The following is a 17,921-nucleotide window of genomic DNA, read 5'->3' as shown; positions in this document are numbered from 1 at the left end:
CTGTTATGCCAAATGGTAGTAAAACCCTTCTGTATACCGGACTGATTCTTACAATCATACCTTTATTGTTTATCGTAACTGGAGGAATACCGGCAATCGCAGGGTCTGAAGGAGTAGCTTATGCAATTGCACTTGGCTGTATCATTTTAGTGATTGCCGGCGTTTTGATGCTGATTGGATCGTTGATTGGGATGGTTGCGCGGAGGTTTTAAAGATAAATCAACAGCTCCTTTTTAATTAACCCCGCAAAATCTTCTCCATCTTCTTACCCTTTGCCAGCTCGTCGATCATCTTATCCATGTAACGGATCTCCTGCATAAGCGGCTCCTCAATATCCTCCACCCGCACACCGCAGATCACGCCTTTTATCAACTTACGAGAAGTATTAAGCTCAGGCGCTTCTTCAAAGAAAGTTTCAAAATCACTCTTTATTTCAATCTGTTTCTCCAGTTCTTCCTGGCTGTAGCCCGTATGCCAGCGAATGATTTCATCCACCTCTGCTTTTGTACGTCCTTTTCTCTCAGCTTTATTGATGTAATGCGGATAGACACTTGCGAAGCTCATTGTATAGATTTTGTGTTTGGTCATCTTTACTCATCCTTTCTAATTTAATCATTGAAACAGAATTTCTTTACGAGTAAATAAATTCAGAGTTCTTTTTTATCTCATTGATCGCTTGCTCAAGATGAGACGGGTCTAAGTTTGTCGTGTCATATAAAAAACGCCTGTCTACACCTTTATTTTCGAATTCCTTTAGCAATTCCAGACACCTTTCACCCATTTGATATGCTTTGATCCTGCCATCATCTCTTTTCATCAGTTCATCAGGATCCGCCCATAAAACAACGTATACAACTTCTGTACTGGGACATATACTCCTTACACAACGTGTAAATTTTTCTACTTCATCCGGAAAAGCCACATAATCAATCACAACATTTTTATTATCCTCGATAAAATTAATACTCAGGTCCGCGATGTTTTTCCAGACTAACGACAGTGATGCTTCACTTTCCCAAGGAGGCAGGTATCCGCCAACCACCATGTGATGAATGACATCTCCTTCAATATAAGCACTATGTTCAAATGATTGAGCCAACCTTTTTGAAGTTGTTGATTTCCCGACGCCTGCAGGTCCGGATATGATATAAATCCTTTGCATGATCTTCACCTGCTTTGTGTATATAAATATATTGTAGCAAAAGAGACGTATACCCTGCTTCATTACTTTATGAAGGAAGTAGTGTATACGTCTATTTATCACGTTGAGGCGGTATCAATTTAAATAAGAGGATTTTCAACCTTCTCTCTTGAATATCAGGAGTAGTACTGAAGGGAGTTTTGCAGATGAAACAAGCACTGATCGTGATAGATGCACAGCAGGACCTGATTGAAGGAAATGAAGAAGAAGCAGGTGTTGTTCAGAAGCACGTTTTAATTGAAAATATTAATCTTGTTGTTCAGAAGGCGCTGGATGCTGGCAGTGAGGTCGTATTTATCAGAGATAAAGACGTTGCTGAAGGAGAAGGTAAAGGATTTGAAGTACATGAGGATATCAAAATACCGTCATCTGCTGTGACATTTGATAAGTCTGCAACGAACTCATTCCATGGCACTCAGCTATTAGATTTCCTCAAAACAAAAGGCATTGATCACCTTGTCATTGCAGGCTGTAAAACTGAACACTGCATTGATACAGCCGTCCGGACCGCTACTGTTAATGGGTTTGATGTCACATTGGTCGGGGATGCCCACTCCACATCAGATTCCAAGACTTTGACTGGGGATCAAATTATTGCGCATCACAATGACACCTTGCATGGTCATTATAATGTAGAACACTTTTCGGTGGTAAGGAATGCTGATGAAGATTTGTTTGTGCCGACGCATGATGATTATAGATAATAAACATGAAAGAGAACCTTCAAATCGCAGGGTTCTCTTTCTAATTTGATTGTTCAATCATCAAACGCAATTTCTCCTTACTCTCCAAGTCCTTTCGTCTTGGCTTCCGTCCAATTTGTTCATAGATCTCTTTTTCTTCTAAAAGCTGCTTCGGGCTTAGTGTTTTAAAAGGAATGTTATCGAGTATGAAATATTGTGATGACAAGGCGTCTGACTGCCAAACCCACTCAGGTAATTCGTTCATGATCACGCGTCCTTCAAGTGTTCGATCGATGTAACAACACGACAACTCCACCGTCCCCATGCAAAAATCTGACTGTCTATTACGAAATTCTTCTTTAACCTCCACCCTTTGATAACCCGCCTTTAAAAGATCCTCCTCCAGTTGTTCTCTATGGTGTATCCAGGTTACGAAATCGATATCATCATGTGTCCGGGTGACTTTACCCAGCATAAAATCGATCGCCCATCCTCCACGTAGCCAGATATCGCTTCCTAAAGAGGTTGAAATTGAAGAAAGCTCTTTTAGAACTTTTAATTGTAAGGCCGTACTCTTGTCATGGAATTCAGTTTTCAAGATGTTCCCCTCCAATATGTCATAAGAGATACACTCAACTACATCGGGTATATTTTAAACAATTTATCCGGTGTAAAATCTAAATCACTACACTCCTCACATCTTCCCACTCATATATAAACAGCTCAAGCTCCGCACCCGCCATTTTTATCACCTCTGCCTTAATCAATATTGCACCATAATGCTCGTAGAAGAACTGAGTTTTATTATCTTTCAGCACCTCAACAAAAACCCTGTTATAACCAAGCTTCTCAAACTGCTTGAATAAACGCTTCATGAGCTGCTTGCCAATTCCCACACCCTGATAATCCTCCAGCAAATAAATCGAGGTTAAATCACCTGAATCTTTTATTTTATTTGTATCTCTGCGGCCACAATCAGCAAATCCTACAATTTCTTTTTGTTCATTCTCTGCTACAAATACATAGTTTCCATCTCTTAAAATATTACGTTGCCACAATTCTGTTCTCTGACCATAAGAAAGACCAGACAGAACTTTGTCCGGAATAATTCCCTTATAGGTTGTACGCCAGCTGTCAACGTGGACTCTGGCAATACCTTTCGCATCGTCAATTTCAGCTTTTCTGATATTCATGTAATTCCCCCTTCTAGATATTCAGCTTTTTGATATTTCGATGCGCTTCCTGATTGTTCTGCAGATAGTCCTCTTGCAGCAGTCCATATAACGCACAATCTTTATATTGATTTTTAGCATTCCGAATCATATGTCTGATCGTTCCTTCCTGTACCATCCCAGCTTTAATCATTAACTTTCCGGAAGCAGGGTTATCAGTATTATGTGCTGCAGAAATCTTATGTACGTTCATATGAAGGAAGCCAAATTCAACTACTGCTTTCAAAGCTTCAGTTCCATATCCTTTACCCCACCACTCATAGCCTATTGTATAGCTGATCTCGCAATTTCCGGTGTCCGGTTGAAAATCATACAAATCAATTTCCCCAATCAATTCACCGTCAGATTGACGTTCAATTCCCCACCAGCAAAAATCTTTTTTCGCATAATCTTTTACAATCTTTGTGACCCTGTCGATCGTTTCTGAATATGTCTTATGAGATGCACTGACCCGGTTATCAGCTACACGCTCGTCAGACAGCCAATGATGAAAAGCCTTTTCCGCATCAGGCATCACCATTCTTCTGAGAGTTAAACGTTCTGTTTCTATTTTTGGTGTTCCAATGTAATGAATCATATATTCTCCTTATCAAAAGATGTTCATTCCCCAACAGGCACTAAAGCTGTAATAGCTCCAAAGTACAGTGAAGCTGTTGAAATGTGATGAATTCGATTCTTAACATTTATCATGCAACGCCTCTATATTTCCTGCGCTAGTATATCTGACAGTCCACTTGGGTAAAGCACCTTTTTGCCCGAGTAAACATCTTCTAACGGAATCCACTTTGCACAGGTGATTTTATCCCCATCAGTAACTGTGAATTTTTCTTTTTGATATAAATCCTTACTTTGCAGATCCACCATATACAATTGTGTAATCTCGTGTCCTGTGTGCTGATCTATTTTATAAATGTTTTCTATACAGGATATATAACTTTTCACTGTGATTTCAACGTCTATTTCCTCTTGAAATTCTCTTACAAGAGTCTGATCTGACTTCTCGCCGAATTCAATTGTGCCACCTATTGGACGATAGAAAAACCCATCTCCTTTTGAGTGCTTTCCTTTCTGCTCTTCTAACAGGATATAGTTCCCTTTCACAACGACCCCTAATGCATTTGCTCTCGGATACATGACTAACCTTCTCCTTTACACATCATACTTTTAAATCATTCATTCGACTGAGACAGGCTACACCTCTTTCAACCGATGTCTCCACATACCCAATGATTTGCTCTAGCGTAAATACCGACAGTGGTTGATCAATATCGCTTTGTTCGTACGCCATATCTCCAATCACGTACGGAATAAACGCTGCGACTTCTTTTACTGTCACTTCCTCAATATCTGTCATGCTACCTGGTTTCTCTAAGATCTCCTTCAAACTCTGAGTAGACCCATAATGATCCAACAGCTTGCCATTCAGCAGCCTGAAATCATTGTGATACCGGGTGAAAATATCCTGATCAGCTTTCATTCTGTTTCTCAGCCACGGCAAATAAAATCCCGTTAACCAGATATCATCCGCCAGCAGGTGGGTGTAGTACCCCTGAATGAAAGGCATACTTTTATCGTTATTATACTTTTCCAGAAACCCCTGATGATCAATCGCTCTGGAATAATCCGCTTCAGACCCTTTGTAGAAATGGGAAAGATCTTTTGGTGAAACGGCATCCGGTGCAATCGCTCCTAACAAAAAGGATCCCTTGTCCTCAATAGATAGCTCTTCTGCAATTCTGTTTGCAATCACTAAATGCATAATTCTTGAACCCATTTGTGTACCTCCTTCCATTCAATCAACAGACTTAGCCAACTCTAAAAGCCGATCCATCATCTCTTCCTGAAATCCATCCTTCACCCAAAGCGTAAAAATTTCTTCCATGCTATATTGCTCTGTCAGTCGCTCTACAATCTTATATCCTATGTAATAAGCAAGGCGTGTATAGTTGAAATAACTGCCGCCATTAATCGAAAACCATTCTTTCATCAGCCGGCCAGGATCCATACCGCTTTGTATATCATCTAACAGCCGCTTCGCAATCTGCTTTTCATTTTCCAATACAAACTGAATCCATTCCTTATCCTCTTCATAAGCAAAATACTCATCAAAATCAGCTTCAACCAGCTGCATCGAAAGGTATGTCGCAATCCCCTCCTGTAAAAGCCAGGTCAGCGGACTTAGCCAGTCAACCTTCTCCCAGTCCGTTCCATGCGTATCGTAGTAAATATGGTGCGTGGCATGACCAAATTCATGGGCAATGATCAGCTGGATATGTTTCCGGTTATAAGAAAGCTTTTCAAGGCAAAAACCAATCTCCGGGTTATACTGCCTGTATGTAAAAGCATTACTGCCGTAAAGACCCACAAATAAGTGTACGTCTTTTGTGAATGTCACCGGAAACATTTCTTCATAAGCGTGTGTGATCCGGGGAATTTCTTCAAGGAATAGATCACGCATTGGCAGAATGTCTTTTAACTTCTTAGGGTGTTTGTGTATTGCTTTTTCCTTTTTCTCTTCAGGATTCAGACAATGTCTTTCAAAATAATACGCGTATTCATCTGTATGCTTTTCATAAAAGGTATTTAAATAAGCAATCGTCGGTTCATAGTCCCGAACAAATTGTGTTGCTGTATCAATGATTTTCATTTTTTCAGCCCTTTCAACGACTCCGTTCAACGTGCCATCTTAATTAACCTTCTACTCCCCACCTCAAATTCCTGCCAAATTTCTACACTTTTCCAAAAAACAGACCTGACCAAAAGGCCAGGTCTGTTACAATCATGATTTCTTTTTCACAGGAATCCAGATCTCACTTCTGAAATCCGGCACTGTTGTATCCGGCTGCTCATTCCAGAGAATTTCTGGTCCTTCCGCCTGTTCGTACGGGTTAGTCGGAAACCACTCTGAGTAGATTCTGCCCCATACATTTTGCAGCGTATCAGGGAATTTACCTTTCGCTTCGAACACTGCCCAGGTAGACGCCTGAACCTCCAGACATTCGAAATGCTCTGGGCATGCTTCAGTGGATGCAACGCCTATATAATGATCCAGCTCACCCTTCTCTTCCATTCTGCCTTCTGAAAAGTTTGCTGAGGCACTGATCATTCCTGCCGGTTCAATATTTGATAAGCGCTTCAGCTCCTGAATACTTTCTGGAGTCAGGCTGTGCCACATTTTTTCAATCTCCGGATTTACTCCTTCAAAAATGATCGTCACTCTCTTTTTCAAACCAATCATACGAAAAGCATCTTTTTCTACAATGCGTACATTCATATTTTCTCCTCCTCTGATTGTCAGCTGGAAGGTCATTGGAGAGAATGACTTCAGAGGCTTATTAGTCGTCCTGGCCTCTGCAGGCGTAACACCGTGATAGCTCTGGAATGCTCTTGAAAAAGCATCCGCTGACTGATAGCCATACTTCACTGCCAGATCAATCACCCTATGATCCTTCAGGTCAGAAACAGCAAGCGTCAGCCTTCTGAAGCGGATATATTCAGACAAAGAAACACCTGCCAGAAATGAAAACATTCTGCGGAAGTGATATTCAGAACTCCCCGCCCGCATGGCAACCTCTTTGATCTCAATCTCATCTGTCAGGTTTTCTTCAATGTAGCTGACAGCTTCGTTAAAAAGCTTTAGTGTATCCATTCTCATGACCTCCTTGTGAAAAAGAATAACAGCACTTGAGAGATGTGATCCGACAATCTGTGTCTGATATTGTGTGTCGTTCTAATCGACAAGGACAAGTACTTTTTATCATTGTTAAATAAAAAAGCAGTTGTGGCAACAAAAGTAGTGTATCAGTCAACAGATTAGCGCGATTGCTACCTGCCGCGTGCGAATTGCTACAAGTTACCGGGTAGATCGCTACATCCTGCACGCCAATTGCTACAACTCCAGCAACAATTGCTACATCCAAAGCAAAAAGCCGGCCATTCCCGGCCGGCTTTTCTACCCTGCTTTATTAGTCTAAGTCCATCTCTAAAATCTCACCTGTCACAGCATCAATATCAAACTCCGCATCATCATCGTCGCCATTTCCAGTTTCAATCTCCACTTCATAAACCGCTCTACCGTCATCATGATCAAGCTCTACGCTGTCAAGTGTACCTTCTACCTCAGCAAGCGCAATCTCTACAGCTTCTTCCTGAGAAATATAGTCTTCATTCGTGCTGCCTGCAGTTCCATTTGAGCCGGAAGATGATACGTTATTATCATCACCGTCGTCATCGTCATCATCGTCACGCTCTTCTTCCACTCTCAAAATCTCGCCGTTTGATGCATCCATATCAAGGTCATAATCCATGTCCCCGTTATCAATATCAATATCATACACGTAACCGCTGCGCTTTTTCTCAAGCTCAATGCTTTCTACAACACCTTCATATTCAGCCAGTGCCTTTTCTTTCGCCTCATCTAAACTGATCAATTCTGACTGCTCAGCCGGTTCCGGATTTACCATACTGATCGTCTTAAAGCCATCAGTCATCGCTCCTGCACCAATTGCTCCACCCAAAATCACTGCACTCGCTACAGTTCCTACAACTACTTTTTTCATCTTTAACGCCTCCTGGTTAATTGTTTTTTGTTCTTAACCTTATATTAGCCAGGCAAGATGAGAAGAAGGCTTGAGGAAGATTAGAAATTGATGAGAATGTGTAAATGAAGTTTTAACCTTAAATAAACGTATACATGTATCACATATTATTGCGAACGGCCTCTAGTAATCCATTAATCTCCATTACTTAGTTTCATTCTTTTTTTAAAGGGAATATAAATTTAAAAAGAAGTTATTATTTTACAATGTAGCGGAGAGGAATCAAAAAATGCCGAGAGATCATGAGCTGCATATATATTTATGCGATAAAGCAGAGACATTAACCGAAGAATGGTATGAATCACTCGATAAGAGCAGAGATGGCGTGTATGGATCTACTAATCCTGAGGCGATTCAAAGGATTAAAGATCAGAACAACGCTTTTCACATGCGTTTTTGTCAGATTTTCAAACCGGATCATGAGCATTACATAGAAAGTTTTCAGGACTGGATTGAAAGCATCGCTGTAGATGAAGCTCACCAATCAACCCCTCTCGAGGACATTATTCAAGAGTTTTTCAGAACTCAAAAACAGTACCTGAAATTGATCGAAAACTTTGTGCTTCAGTCTTCTGAAGAGGTGTCCTATCAACAAATGATGGCCTGGAGCAACAAAGTGATTGAGTCTATCAATCAGATCATTCTGGAATTCACTCTTCAGCATTCAAAAGCTGCAGAAAGAAGGTTACGTGCCCATCAGGAAATGATTATCGAAATGAGCGCTCCTGTCATTTCATTAACAAAAGAGATAGGTTTTCTCCCGCTAGTCGGTGAAATCACAACCCACAGAGCGCAAGTCGTCTTCGGAGAAACACTGACACAGAGTGCTCAGAAGCAATTGAATAAGTTATTTATTGATTTATCGGGTGTTCCGATCATTGACACAATGGTCGCACAACAAATCTTTCAACTAATCAGCGGTTTAAGAATCATTGGCGTCCAGACAGCGTTGTCCGGTATCAGCCCACAAATTGCCCAGACTGCTGTTCAGCTGGGCGTTAACTTCAATGATACTGAAATTTTTGGTACACTCGCACAAGCTATGCAGGCCGAAAAATTCAGCGGACAATAATAAAAATACCCGGGCAATCCCTCATTACGGATTGCCCGGGTATTTTTATTTTGAGCAGCATCACCATAACGGCTCCTGCTCATTTGAAAGTCTAATCGTGTATGGAACACAAATAAGTAAGAGGAAAAACTGAATGCTGTTTATATTAAAAGGAGCCGGTATATTAAAATTATAATGAGCGGATCGACCTCGTTGAAACATACCAACTTTTTGTTATGGTGCTCTATTCAAAGCTAATTTCGTCCAACAACACTTCATTATCATTTTCTAATAAAAGATTTTTTAAAGACTCTATTGAACTGGTGTCAAGCTGATATGTACGACTCTCCTCGGGTCTCAAACTTTGAATATAGCCTTCATCATTTTCAGAAATCCATAAGTGATAATCCAGAACCTCTTCGTCCTGAACGAGTGAATATTGTAAAAGAGGGGCGGTTTTAATAACCCTTGCCGGTTCTAGCTCTTCAGCATCTGCTGTGGAACTGACGAAAACATCTACGTCCTTTTCTTCCTGAATGATGTCTTTCTTCGATCCCGGCTCCTCCCCCTTCCAAAAACTAACCTTTACCTCAGTCGTATTTTCCAGGTTATTACTGGCGCAGGCACTTAATAATAATAGCGTCAGCAGTAATGTAAGTTTTTTCACCATTGCCTATCCCACCTATGTTTTGTAAGAGTTTAATATTGATTTTCACTATGATAAATGAATTTTATACTTATATGGCAGATCTTTTTTCACCAAACACATTATTCGTTTATTAAATAAAAATTGACCTTTCTTCATCATTACTAACTGAAGTTCCATATGAGATAATAAACCCCAACATTTAGAGTACACAGAAAAATGCCTATTGATGAAAGCAATAACCAATTTGTTGATTTAACTTTTATTAATGTGTGTCTCACAAACTGAATTGCTCCAAGAATAATCCCTACTACCGCTATAATTGGAAAAACAGCCTCTATCAACATTAATAATTCCCAAAAAAGCTCTACTCCAGGAAAAAGATATATTGATAAACTCAAAAAACTAAGGAAAACACCTATAAAAAATGTAAGATACGACATAGGTAACACTCCTTTAAGAAGTTTAGCTTTAACAGAGCTCTATTTCCAAATCGAACCATAAAATGCTATATTTTAAATAAATTTAATCTCATATGCGTTAAAAATATGTATATGATTTTCGTAAACTCTTATAACTTAAGAATGGTAATCGAGGGCGTATCTCCACTTTTGAAGATACTCTCCGCTGACATCCTGTCACTACTTAGAAAGCAGACAGGATAAAAAATAAGCCATTTCGCTTCAGCATGATGTCCCCCCTTAAGGTTCATATGATTAAAGGTTACCATATTGAAACGATCATTATAAGGTAAATTTCCCATAAAATGTATTATATATTATAAAGAGTAAAGCTGTTGTGATGGTCCTGCAAATATAAAAGGAGCTGCACCACGTCATGGCTTTATTCATTTTTGCCACCCCTAAACTTGGTGTATTGTTGTATTTAAATCTCATCATTATTTTAAAACGTTTAAAGCACAACCAGACGATGATTGAAGCTTTGTTGACATTTGTGTTTTTAATTGCGGTCATGCGCGGGGTTGCCAGCCTGGGTTAAAACCGCAGGCGCAATAGATTTGAACTCACTTATTCTCTTGGGAGGTCACATGAAAAGATTAGCAGTCATAACAGTAGGCAAAACGCACAGCGGAAAAACGACGTTTGCGAATGCGTTAGAACAAAAGCTGAACAATTCTTTTGTGATGGATCAGGATAACCACGCTGATTTTTTGAATACATACTACCGAAAGTTAAAGCCAAAACAGGGGCCGAATCTGTTAAAGCATGGCATATCGAAATTGGTCGCAGACTACGCAAAAGAATATACGGATTTCCATATTATCGTGAGCAATTCTAATCGTTCTAAAAGTGGGAGAGAATATTTGCTTGAAGAAATCTATGAGAAAGATAAATTTATCCGAATTCTTGTTCACTTTGATCTATCAGATCACACTCTCTATGAGCGCGTTCAGCATAGTACACGAAGTACAAACGTATTTAGAGAGAGGCATACCACTTTCGAAGATGTGCTTAAGAGACAGCAGGCTGAATCAGATCGACCAGATATTGCCGACCCTGAGGAGGACGAGGCGGATTATTTGTTTGTGATTAAGGATCCTGATGAGGTGGATCATGTGATTAAAAAGATTGTCAGAATGGCAAACGGAGAACCTTATGACAGCATTTAAGAAGGCATATGGATACATCACAAGAGTGAAAGATGAACAGGTTCAGATATTGGTGTTTCGTCATAAAGATATTCCTGAGGCTGGCATTCAAATACCCAAAGGAACAGTCCATGAGAATGAAGATACTTATGATGCAATGATTAGAGAAATCCAGGAGGAAACCGGCATTCAGCATTTCGAAGTAAAAGAATTGCTGGCAGAGGACTTCTGGGAAAATGTTGATGGTGCTATGCATCACAGATATTTTTACAAAGTTGTATGTAAGAAAACGGCTGATGAATGGTCACATAACCCTTCAGGCGGTGGAGCAGAAAAAGGACTTACCTTTCAATTTTTCTGGATTTCTTCTGAAAAAGATGTTGAGTTAATTAGAGGGCATGGAGACTATCTAACAAAGGTTTTAGATTAATTCTCAGTAGCCTCCGAAAGGCTTCATCAGATTCATTGGACCAACAATTTACATTGATCCCCCCTCCTCATATTTAAGAACAAGTCTCAAGGTGGTGATTCTTATTGAAACTCTTCAGAGATATGTCAGAAAATGAAGTACAAAATTCAACACGCAGTCTAGTTTTCGGTTTTTATGTTTTTCTATTGTTACTTGCCCTGAACAATGTGTATCACCTGATTAATAACAAGGATCTGATGTCGTCCTTCTCAATATTTACGATAGGATTAGTCCTGACATTTGGTTATGAATTTATTTTAAATATGAAAAAAAGTAAAAAAGCATAGAAGGTCGGTCATTTATAAAGCACAGCCCCCCCTGCGCTGTCAGAAGCATTAGGGTGGTTGTTATAAACAAAAATAGTCAGATGTTCTTCCATCTATCTGACGCTGAAGAAAGGTATTCAGGCTGCTTTACTTTTTAGTTACCATTTGAAATTTTTAATCATTCATACTGAATGTAAGAATACTAAGAATGCCTTATCACATAATCTATATGTAAAAAATGAATCCCGAATATGTTCATATCATGCGTTGCCACAAGTTCCCCGTTTCTTTCTTCTATTACAAAATACTCATGCAGCGGCAGTTTCAAGATGTACGTTCCAACTGCGAGATACGTCCCTGAATCCCCGTGCCCATCACTGGTTAAACAGAGCCGTCCATTTTCAGCAGACAGCTGCAGAATACCGTGCATCGAAGAAAACGGCAAAGGCAGCGCAATATTCATAAATGCTGACCCGTTTGTCTCATGATGCGAATAAATGGCTGTAAAGACCGTTTCTTCACCAATCATCCGCTTCCACACTCTCGGCTTTACCCGTCCATCAAGCTGTTCATCCACCACCAGAATGTCACCGGTCATTTCAACCTGTGAGGATGAATAAGGGAGATTAAGCTGACCGATTGAACGGCTGATCAACTGCCACACCCATGCAAGTGGACGGAACCAGGCTGACCATTTTACAGAGGCGAACAGTTGAAATCTCTCTGTGTGTTCATAGAAATCAATCACCTGTGCAGACACTTCTGCCGGATTGACGTAAATGTTCATTTGATCGACCAGTCCCTTGTGAGGCGATCCGGTTTTTTGCAGCTTCCCACGAATCCGGCTGACAGGGAATTTGTAAGGTCGCTGCGTTGATTCAGGCATTTTTAACGCCCATCCAACAACAGTCAACGTCCCAAACAGCAGACAGTTCAGAAATCCATGGACATCGAGCATATCCGGAATATTCACGATCACCTGCCCTGATAGATTACCGTATGCATATACCAGTGACCACAGAATCGTGATACAAAGCGTGAGAAAAGGAATCCGGACGATCAGCCGCTGAAGCCCATGAAACTTTAAACGGAACATATAATAGGTCAGTGCATAGATCGCCAGTACATATAGCGAGACTGATATGATTTCAACTGTACGGGAAAATGTGATCCCAACGGCCACCGTAACCGGTCCGGTGGCAATCACAAGTGCACAGATCTGATACAGCTTTGTCACCTGAATCCGTCCGATCAGACCAACTGATACACTCAGCATGAAGGCAGAATAATGGAAGTGAATCGCCGTCAGCCAGGTCAACATCTCGCTGAATCCTGTGTTAATCCCGCTGACAGAAGCAAGAAACCATCCACCGCCAATAGCGAGATAGATCATGCCAAGATCAATGAGCCACTCAGCTGTATTGTTGAAGCCTCGGTTTAAAAAGCGCTCAAACCCTTTCCAGGCAACCCAGCAAGTCACTAGAAAATAGACGATTGCACAGATCACAGCTGCAAGATAAGGCAGATCCAGACTGATCAGTGTGACAGCCATCATTCCAACAGCAATGATCCCTTTTTCAAACGGACGAAGCTTTACAATCATATGTAATAGTGACGGCACAAAGATCAGCTGCGCAGCCGTCAGATAATAGTAGTAGTCAGCCTGTTTATCCATGACAAGGCTGAAGCAAAAAAGCAGCAGGCCAGTCAAAATCAGAGGGTTAATGAACGCTTTCTTCAAATTCTCCTGCATACATCATCACCCTCCCTAATATAGCGTTATAAATTGATACATGAATCGTATAGACATCCCTTTGATCATCATAGCCCTCAAGGACAGTCACACGCCCTCTGAAAATATCAGGCAGCGTGATCCCCATTTTCCCAAACATCACTTTCTGGACGCCGGATGTAATGAACAGAAATCCTTCTTTTGTTACATCAAAATGCAGGTCTGAATAGAAAAACGGTATGTCCCCCAGAAAATCCTTCACTAACTTCCTTTCCAGATCAACTGTCATTTTAGCGTTAAATTTCCGCTCAGCATTCTGAAAATAAAAGGTTCTCTCCCACGCGACTTCCGCCTCACCATCCGGATTTATCGCGCAGCGGTTAGCAATAGAAAATGGGATCTCTTGCCCGCTCTCCGGAAACAGAAAGTTCGCCTTGGAAGCCAGACAATAAAAAGGATACAGCCATCTGCCGCCATTTATAATCTGACTCATCACACCCGTTGCAAAAAAACGCTGACCTAAAGGCAATGCGTAGCGGTGCTGAAGCTTTGGGTGCAGCTGCTGAAACTTTTCTCCAAGCAGTGTCGTATAAATCGTCACGCCGCTTTCACCCTCTTTCTTCTGCAGCTTTTCGCACTCGGCAGTTCTTTTGTAAGGAGTAATCCGATGATCGACAGCACCCACAGCGTTACATTCAGCGTGATCACGTTAAATGGGGCTGTTGCTGTAAATGGCGCTGCAACCACCGCGCTTAATGTGAGCAGAGGAAAGATGATGACCTGCAGCCTAAGCAAATATTTTTGCAACTTCGGAATAAGCCAGCACACGGCAAAAATCATTTCTGCGATCCCCACCCAGATTACTGCAGTGGAGGCCTGCCCTTCAGATAAAGGCGAAAGCTGTGTCAGCATACTGACTTCTAGCGGGTGCTGCGTCAGCACTTTCGGGACAAGTCCCTGATAGAGCCAGACAAAAGCGAATAAAAAACATATCGTATAAAAAGCAAAAAAACGCCTGTATTGGGTTCCCGGTCGCTCACCTGATTCAATCCACCGCTTTAACACATCAAAGCTTAGCGCGGTTCCCCATCCAATCAGCGGGCGGAACAGCCTGTCAAAAAGCTTTCCCGCTCCACCAAAGCGGACGTCATAATCATACTGCGTAAGGAAAGTGGTACGTCCTTCACCGGGTATATACTGCCAGTACCCCTTTCCTTCAGCAATCGGCGAAATCAGCTTGTCTGTTCCAAAATGCAAAGCAGATGTTTTCTCACCGCTCTCTTTCTCATGTGTCCCTTTACTTTCACCCCAGCCGGACACTTCAATGCCCGGCATTACTTTTGTCGAATACGTAAAGGTTTGCACCGGTTCGCCAGGTGGCTTTTCGTTATATGTAATCGAAGAAAATCGGACATCCCACTGCTCATGCAGATCCGGCTGCTGGGTGTAAGTCCAGACTGTTTCAAGCTGATCCTGGATATCAATTTCTACATAGACTGGCTTTCGTGGCATTAATCTCACATCTCTTTATCAGTATTTAAATCTTAATGTGCAGCATTATATATTCATTGTAACATTACTAAAAGGAAATATTTGTACAAAAAAAGGCTATAAATGCTGCTCACTGAATGAACAGAATTTATAGCCTTTTTCTCTGTCATATCTTTAATCCCGCTCAATCACAGCCCTCGTCATACATTCATTCTTTCTGAACTTAAATTTCCTGTAAAAATCCTGCGCGTCAGACGTTGCCAGAGCAATCGCTGTATATTTAATATCAGGATGCTCGAGCACACAGTCCATCAGCCACTGACCCAGGCCCTTTCCTCTATAGTCAGCATCAATCACCACATCCATAATCCATGAAAAAACGGCGCGATCTGTGACCACTCTTGCAAAGCCGATTTGTTTTCCTTCTTCATACATGCCAAAAGAAATCGAATGTTCAATACTTTTTTCGATTACTTTCTTCGTTCTGTTTGAAGCCCAGTAAGTATTTAACAGCATCTGATAAATGCGCTCTATATCCAATAACTCAATTTTATCGCTTACAATATACTGTTTTTTTGACCACTCCAAACTTTCCCCTCCTATATTGTTATTGACCTGTCTCCGTTTCCCCTTTGAAACAGAAAATAAATACGTCCTCAGGATTCCAGACATGTAAATCATCAGCTGTATACCCTCTCAGCCATAGTTCTTCGTCTATTCGCCTTAAGTAAAAGCCTTTGGGAAAATCATCATGTTGATACAGGGGCTCTGACGCAATTGTGACTGCACCTGCTGGCGCCTGATTCTTCACATTCGATTCATGTTCATGCTGATCTGTATAAACCAGCCGCAAAAAAGGACCCAATTCAACCGGACATAGGCTCAATCCTAGCTCCTTTGCTTTTCTAAACAGGTCTGATGTGTTGGCACCCTGTTGAAAGCCAAGTGAATGCACCGTTAACTCAACAGTCTTTAAGTGATATTTGTTTTTAGAAACCAAAAATTTGTCATCCAGGAGCAGTTTTTCACCGTATTTATTTAGTCGGATCGAGGAAGCATGGAGCTTATTAATCAGCTCACGCTTTGTTATACCGCCAACCTCTACCGTCCGCTTTACAAACTGACCTTCAGGATTTGTATGAGTCTGATGTTCAGACATTTGTATCCTCCCCCTAAATAAAATGAAACCGCTTATATCCATATAATACCATGAATTTATAAGATCCGAGAGAAGAGTTTTAGCTATTTTTTAGTAAAAGATAGAAGACAAAGTAACGTAATACCAATGTAAAAAATTATGATATAGTCTAAGAAATGCATGAAGAGGAGGATAAACGTGAGAAGATTCTTTTCAGTTTTGGCATTGATCTTTATTTTACTGGGATTCGGAAACACTGTCTCATTAGCCAATGGAGGAATACTGATTGAAGCGCTGACGTTTGAGGCAAAAGGCGCTGCTTTTTTAATCCTATATAATCTATACGGTGGACTCGCCTTATTGTTTTCGATCATGGGAAATAAAAATATATACAGAATGCTCCTGCTGGCAGGCAGCACGTTATTGATCGCAGTTAATCTCGCACTTTCATTTGTGGCAGTTTACGGGTTTCAGCAGCCGTGAAGCCCGGGCGTCATGTTTAGTACCGGAGCCTTACATATACACTAATTTTTTTGTGATAGAATATGTTGGTAGCCAATATTGTACGGGTGGATGGTTGTCATCTTTGCCTTTTCCTTTTTGGGAAAGGGGGTGATAATCATGGACATTTTTCTTGAGTTTGCAAGAGAAGTATTGAAAGGAATTACGCGCGCAGTGAGTGCGTACCTCTTTCATAAGGCTTTTCTGGACGAAAAGAAAACCACCCTGCGCCGTCGGAAGCAAAAGGGTGGTTCTCACAAATAAAGTTTGATCGACAACCACCACCCTGACGGTAGAGGCTGCAAGGGAGAAGAGTTCGTCGCTCTTCTCTTTTTATTATAATCATTTTAACGTAAAACTATGCGGAATTCAATATACCGTGGATTTCCACTCCCCTTATAACGTAATAAGATTGGCAGGAGCATAACCTGTGCGTCATTTGAATATCAAATGACGCACAGGTTATGCTCCTTTTCTTTTTCTTCAAAAATAGTTGAATATATTCTCAAGACATATTATAGTGTGTATATAGACATACACACTTACACACTAATAAAAGGAAGTGATTGAAAGATGGATACGTTTCGCAAAGCATTGTGGCTGGCAAGGATTGAGATGGATGTTTCTAAAAAACACTACCTGACTTTACTGATTATGGCTGGTATTTACACATTTTTCTTTTACCTGTCAATGCCTCCTTACCTCGAAGAAAATATCTTTATTTTTGATGTGTTTTTAATTATTTACCTTGTGACAATCTCCTTTTCAATCAAACCGAAAACCTTTCAGTATCAAAAGATGGACGATGACCTATACGGTTCACCCTATTTTGCGATGCTGAATCAGCTGCCTATTAAACGGAAGGTTCTGATTACTAGCCGCTTTATCTTACCTTATATGTCTATTGTTATAGGGATGATACTTGCACTGACTGGCACCTATATTTTTTCACCGGAGCTTCAGGATGCTGTTGATCCGCTTCAACTGATTGCGCTGATTGTGATCTGGATCTGTATCAGCATTTCTATCGGCGGACTTTTCCCTGCCAGTGATCCGGGTGATGAGATCAAGCGTTTCACTTTTTTTTGGTCATTTGCGAGCATTATCGGATTTTTCGTTGGCTTATACCTGATCTTTCAGGTGTGGCTGGACACCGGTTTCTTCAAGTGGACGATCTATCTGGCAAATGAACATACACTACTTTCCATTATGATTTCTATCATTGTTGCATGCCTCGTGACATGGTACTGGTTCCGCCATTCACAGAAGCAGGTCAAAAAAATTGATTACTTACAATAAAGGAG

General features: G+C 40.8%; 26 protein-coding genes. 10 read left to right on the top strand and 16 right to left on the bottom strand.

The features are described 5' to 3' along the window. The first annotated feature begins 5 nt into the window (after window positions 1-5). Window positions 6-212 (top strand): hypothetical protein, encoded by a 207-nt coding sequence (locus tag E2626_RS14595; protein ID WP_134382524.1) that lies wholly within the window; start codon window positions 6-8, stop codon window positions 210-212. Between the two features lie 25 nt (window positions 213-237). Here E2626_RS14595 and E2626_RS14590 read toward each other — a convergent pair whose 3' ends face one another. Both E2626_RS14590 and E2626_RS14585 read right to left on the bottom strand, forming a co-directional pair. Beyond that, window positions 238-588: a DUF2200 domain-containing protein gene (locus E2626_RS14590; RefSeq protein WP_134382523.1), complete on the bottom strand. Its 351-nt coding sequence runs from the start codon at window positions 586-588 to the stop codon at window positions 238-240. Between the two features lie 43 nt (window positions 589-631). Beyond that, complete coding sequence (locus E2626_RS14585; RefSeq protein ID WP_134382522.1) at window positions 632-1,162, bottom strand: AAA family ATPase; 531 nt, start codon at window positions 1,160-1,162, stop codon at window positions 632-634. A 185-nt stretch (window positions 1,163-1,347) separates the two neighbouring features. On the opposite strand from E2626_RS14585, the gene E2626_RS14580 reads away from it, so the two are divergent. Then, window positions 1,348-1,905, top strand: coding sequence for an isochorismatase family protein (locus tag E2626_RS14580; protein ID WP_134382521.1), 558 nt, complete (start codon window positions 1,348-1,350; stop codon window positions 1,903-1,905). A gap of 40 nt (window positions 1,906-1,945) precedes the next feature. On the opposite strand, the gene E2626_RS14575 is transcribed toward E2626_RS14580, so the two are convergent. The 8 genes from E2626_RS14575 to E2626_RS14540 form a co-directional block, all read right to left on the bottom strand. After that, window positions 1,946-2,482, bottom strand: a complete 537-nt coding sequence (locus tag E2626_RS14575; protein ID WP_134382520.1) for a nucleotidyltransferase domain-containing protein — start codon at window positions 2,480-2,482, stop codon at window positions 1,946-1,948. A 79-nt stretch (window positions 2,483-2,561) separates the two neighbouring features. Continuing rightward, entirely contained in the window at window positions 2,562-3,077 is a 516-nt protein-coding gene (locus tag E2626_RS14570; protein WP_134382519.1) for a GNAT family N-acetyltransferase, read from the bottom strand. Between the two features lie 13 nt (window positions 3,078-3,090). Continuing rightward, window positions 3,091-3,693: a GNAT family N-acetyltransferase gene (locus tag E2626_RS14565; RefSeq protein WP_134382518.1), complete on the bottom strand. Its 603-nt coding sequence runs from the start codon at window positions 3,691-3,693 to the stop codon at window positions 3,091-3,093. A gap of 122 nt (window positions 3,694-3,815) precedes the next feature. Beyond that, complete coding sequence (locus tag E2626_RS14560; protein ID WP_134382517.1) at window positions 3,816-4,250, bottom strand: NUDIX hydrolase; 435 nt, start codon at window positions 4,248-4,250, stop codon at window positions 3,816-3,818. A gap of 22 nt (window positions 4,251-4,272) precedes the next feature. Next, the gene (locus E2626_RS14555) at window positions 4,273-4,890 is read right to left on the bottom strand and encodes a zinc dependent phospholipase C family protein (RefSeq protein ID WP_134382516.1); all 618 of its coding nucleotides are present in this window, start codon (window positions 4,888-4,890) and stop codon (window positions 4,273-4,275) included. Window positions 4,891-4,908: 18 nt separating this feature from the next. Beyond that, window positions 4,909-5,763 carry a DUF2268 domain-containing putative Zn-dependent protease gene (locus E2626_RS14550; protein ID WP_134382515.1) on the bottom strand — a complete coding sequence of 285 codons (855 nt, stop codon included), beginning with the start codon at window positions 5,761-5,763 and terminating at the stop codon, window positions 4,909-4,911. A 132-nt stretch (window positions 5,764-5,895) separates the two neighbouring features. Beyond that, window positions 5,896-6,765, bottom strand: coding sequence for an AraC family transcriptional regulator (locus E2626_RS14545; RefSeq protein WP_134382514.1), 870 nt, complete (start codon window positions 6,763-6,765; stop codon window positions 5,896-5,898). Between the two features lie 316 nt (window positions 6,766-7,081). Then, window positions 7,082-7,675 carry a PepSY domain-containing protein gene (locus E2626_RS14540; RefSeq protein WP_134382513.1) on the bottom strand — a complete coding sequence of 198 codons (594 nt, stop codon included), beginning with the start codon at window positions 7,673-7,675 and terminating at the stop codon, window positions 7,082-7,084. Between the two features lie 268 nt (window positions 7,676-7,943). Here E2626_RS14540 and E2626_RS14535 point away from each other — a divergent pair, with 268 nt between their 5' ends. After that, a complete protein-coding gene (locus E2626_RS14535; protein ID WP_134382512.1) occupies window positions 7,944-8,786 on the top strand; it encodes an STAS domain-containing protein in 843 nt (280 codons plus the stop codon). A 223-nt stretch (window positions 8,787-9,009) separates the two neighbouring features. Here the strand turns inward: E2626_RS14535 and E2626_RS14530 are convergent, their stop codons facing one another. Further along, a complete protein-coding gene (locus E2626_RS14530; protein ID WP_134382511.1) occupies window positions 9,010-9,435 on the bottom strand; it encodes a hypothetical protein in 426 nt (141 codons plus the stop codon). Window positions 9,436-10,248: 813 nt separating this feature from the next. On the opposite strand from E2626_RS14530, the gene E2626_RS17275 reads away from it, so the two are divergent. The 4 genes from E2626_RS17275 to E2626_RS14515 all read left to right on the top strand — a co-directional run bounded on the left by E2626_RS17275 (window position 10,249) and on the right by E2626_RS14515 (window position 11,776). Beyond that, a complete protein-coding gene (locus E2626_RS17275) occupies window positions 10,249-10,410 on the top strand; it encodes a hypothetical protein (protein ID WP_166786841.1) in 162 nt (53 codons plus the stop codon). Between the two features lie 49 nt (window positions 10,411-10,459). Beyond that, the gene (locus tag E2626_RS14525) at window positions 10,460-11,041 is read left to right on the top strand and encodes an AAA family ATPase (protein ID WP_134382510.1); all 582 of its coding nucleotides are present in this window, start codon (window positions 10,460-10,462) and stop codon (window positions 11,039-11,041) included. Next, window positions 11,028-11,450, top strand: a complete 423-nt coding sequence (locus E2626_RS14520) for an NUDIX hydrolase (protein WP_134382509.1) — start codon at window positions 11,028-11,030, stop codon at window positions 11,448-11,450. The genes E2626_RS14525 and E2626_RS14520 overlap by 14 nt, the downstream gene beginning before the upstream one ends. A 104-nt stretch (window positions 11,451-11,554) precedes the next feature. After that, window positions 11,555-11,776: a DUF2871 family protein gene (locus E2626_RS14515; protein WP_134382508.1), complete on the top strand. Its 222-nt coding sequence runs from the start codon at window positions 11,555-11,557 to the stop codon at window positions 11,774-11,776. A gap of 181 nt (window positions 11,777-11,957) precedes the next feature. Here the strand turns inward: E2626_RS14515 and E2626_RS14510 are convergent, their stop codons facing one another. The 5 genes from E2626_RS14510 to E2626_RS14490 all read right to left on the bottom strand — a co-directional run bounded on the left by E2626_RS14510 (window position 11,958) and on the right by E2626_RS14490 (window position 16,137). Then, window positions 11,958-13,508, bottom strand: a complete 1,551-nt coding sequence (locus E2626_RS14510) for a YndJ family protein (protein WP_134382507.1) — start codon at window positions 13,506-13,508, stop codon at window positions 11,958-11,960. Beyond that, entirely contained in the window at window positions 13,477-14,088 is a 612-nt protein-coding gene (locus E2626_RS14505) for a DUF4166 domain-containing protein (RefSeq protein WP_134382506.1), read from the bottom strand. The genes E2626_RS14510 and E2626_RS14505 overlap by 32 nt, the downstream gene beginning before the upstream one ends. After that, window positions 14,085-14,999, bottom strand: coding sequence for a DoxX-like family protein (locus E2626_RS14500; protein WP_134382505.1), 915 nt, complete (start codon window positions 14,997-14,999; stop codon window positions 14,085-14,087). The genes E2626_RS14505 and E2626_RS14500 overlap by 4 nt, the downstream gene beginning before the upstream one ends. A 153-nt stretch (window positions 15,000-15,152) precedes the next feature. Then, window positions 15,153-15,566 (bottom strand): GNAT family N-acetyltransferase, encoded by a 414-nt coding sequence (locus E2626_RS14495; protein ID WP_134382504.1) that lies wholly within the window; start codon window positions 15,564-15,566, stop codon window positions 15,153-15,155. Window positions 15,567-15,585: 19 nt separating this feature from the next. Further along, window positions 15,586-16,137, bottom strand: a complete 552-nt coding sequence (locus tag E2626_RS14490) for a helicase (RefSeq protein WP_134382503.1) — start codon at window positions 16,135-16,137, stop codon at window positions 15,586-15,588. Window positions 16,138-16,314: 177 nt separating this feature from the next. On the opposite strand from E2626_RS14490, the gene E2626_RS14485 reads away from it, so the two are divergent. The 3 genes from E2626_RS14485 (at window position 16,315) to E2626_RS14480 (ending at window position 17,916) form a co-directional block, all read left to right on the top strand. After that, window positions 16,315-16,599 carry a hypothetical protein gene (locus E2626_RS14485; RefSeq protein ID WP_134382502.1) on the top strand — a complete coding sequence of 95 codons (285 nt, stop codon included), beginning with the start codon at window positions 16,315-16,317 and terminating at the stop codon, window positions 16,597-16,599. Between the two features lie 138 nt (window positions 16,600-16,737). Next, window positions 16,738-16,881: a hypothetical protein gene (locus E2626_RS17270; protein WP_166786840.1), complete on the top strand. Its 144-nt coding sequence runs from the start codon at window positions 16,738-16,740 to the stop codon at window positions 16,879-16,881. A 309-nt stretch (window positions 16,882-17,190) separates the two neighbouring features. Next, window positions 17,191-17,916 (top strand): hypothetical protein, encoded by a 726-nt coding sequence (locus E2626_RS14480; RefSeq protein ID WP_134382501.1) that lies wholly within the window; start codon window positions 17,191-17,193, stop codon window positions 17,914-17,916. Window positions 17,917-17,921 lie beyond the last annotated feature (5 nt).

Source organism: Jeotgalibacillus salarius, from assembly GCF_004405125.1.
In the GTDB taxonomy this organism is placed as follows: Bacteria; Bacillota; Bacilli; order Bacillales; family Jeotgalibacillaceae; genus Jeotgalibacillus; species Jeotgalibacillus salarius.
This window is presented reverse-complemented; position numbering and strand designations above follow the sequence as displayed.

What these genes read in the sequence shown, in the direction of transcription:
- E2626_RS14530 (WP_134382511.1), bottom strand. Translation starts at nt 9,435, where the DNA reads ATGGTGAAAAAACTTACATTACTGCTGACGCTATTATTATTAAGTGCC.
- E2626_RS14545 (WP_134382514.1), bottom strand. Translation starts at nt 6,765, where the DNA reads ATGGATACACTAAAGCTTTTTAACGAAGCTGTCAGCTACATTGAAGAA.
- E2626_RS17275 (WP_166786841.1), top strand. Translation starts at nt 10,249, where the DNA reads ATGGCTTTATTCATTTTTGCCACCCCTAAACTTGGTGTATTGTTGTAT.
- E2626_RS14595 (WP_134382524.1), top strand. Translation starts at nt 6, where the DNA reads ATGCCAAATGGTAGTAAAACCCTTCTGTATACCGGACTGATTCTTACA.
- E2626_RS14520 (WP_134382509.1), top strand. Translation starts at nt 11,028, where the DNA reads ATGACAGCATTTAAGAAGGCATATGGATACATCACAAGAGTGAAAGAT.
- E2626_RS14550 (WP_134382515.1), bottom strand. Translation starts at nt 5,763, where the DNA reads ATGAAAATCATTGATACAGCAACACAATTTGTTCGGGACTATGAACCG.
- E2626_RS14525 (WP_134382510.1), top strand. Translation starts at nt 10,460, where the DNA reads ATGAAAAGATTAGCAGTCATAACAGTAGGCAAAACGCACAGCGGAAAA.
- E2626_RS14570 (WP_134382519.1), bottom strand. Translation starts at nt 3,077, where the DNA reads ATGAATATCAGAAAAGCTGAAATTGACGATGCGAAAGGTATTGCCAGA.
- E2626_RS14500 (WP_134382505.1), bottom strand. Translation starts at nt 14,999, where the DNA reads ATGCCACGAAAGCCAGTCTATGTAGAAATTGATATCCAGGATCAGCTT.
- E2626_RS14585 (WP_134382522.1), bottom strand. Translation starts at nt 1,162, where the DNA reads ATGCAAAGGATTTATATCATATCCGGACCTGCAGGCGTCGGGAAATCA.
- E2626_RS14540 (WP_134382513.1), bottom strand. Translation starts at nt 7,675, where the DNA reads ATGAAAAAAGTAGTTGTAGGAACTGTAGCGAGTGCAGTGATTTTGGGT.
- E2626_RS14560 (WP_134382517.1), bottom strand. Translation starts at nt 4,250, where the DNA reads ATGTATCCGAGAGCAAATGCATTAGGGGTCGTTGTGAAAGGGAACTAT.
- E2626_RS14535 (WP_134382512.1), top strand. Translation starts at nt 7,944, where the DNA reads ATGCCGAGAGATCATGAGCTGCATATATATTTATGCGATAAAGCAGAG.
- E2626_RS14480 (WP_134382501.1), top strand. Translation starts at nt 17,191, where the DNA reads ATGGATACGTTTCGCAAAGCATTGTGGCTGGCAAGGATTGAGATGGAT.
- E2626_RS14590 (WP_134382523.1), bottom strand. Translation starts at nt 588, where the DNA reads ATGACCAAACACAAAATCTATACAATGAGCTTCGCAAGTGTCTATCCG.
- E2626_RS14510 (WP_134382507.1), bottom strand. Translation starts at nt 13,508, where the DNA reads ATGCAGGAGAATTTGAAGAAAGCGTTCATTAACCCTCTGATTTTGACT.
- E2626_RS14580 (WP_134382521.1), top strand. Translation starts at nt 1,348, where the DNA reads ATGAAACAAGCACTGATCGTGATAGATGCACAGCAGGACCTGATTGAA.
- E2626_RS14490 (WP_134382503.1), bottom strand. Translation starts at nt 16,137, where the DNA reads ATGTCTGAACATCAGACTCATACAAATCCTGAAGGTCAGTTTGTAAAG.
- E2626_RS14555 (WP_134382516.1), bottom strand. Translation starts at nt 4,890, where the DNA reads ATGGGTTCAAGAATTATGCATTTAGTGATTGCAAACAGAATTGCAGAA.
- E2626_RS17270 (WP_166786840.1), top strand. Translation starts at nt 16,738, where the DNA reads ATGGACATTTTTCTTGAGTTTGCAAGAGAAGTATTGAAAGGAATTACG.
- E2626_RS14565 (WP_134382518.1), bottom strand. Translation starts at nt 3,693, where the DNA reads ATGATTCATTACATTGGAACACCAAAAATAGAAACAGAACGTTTAACT.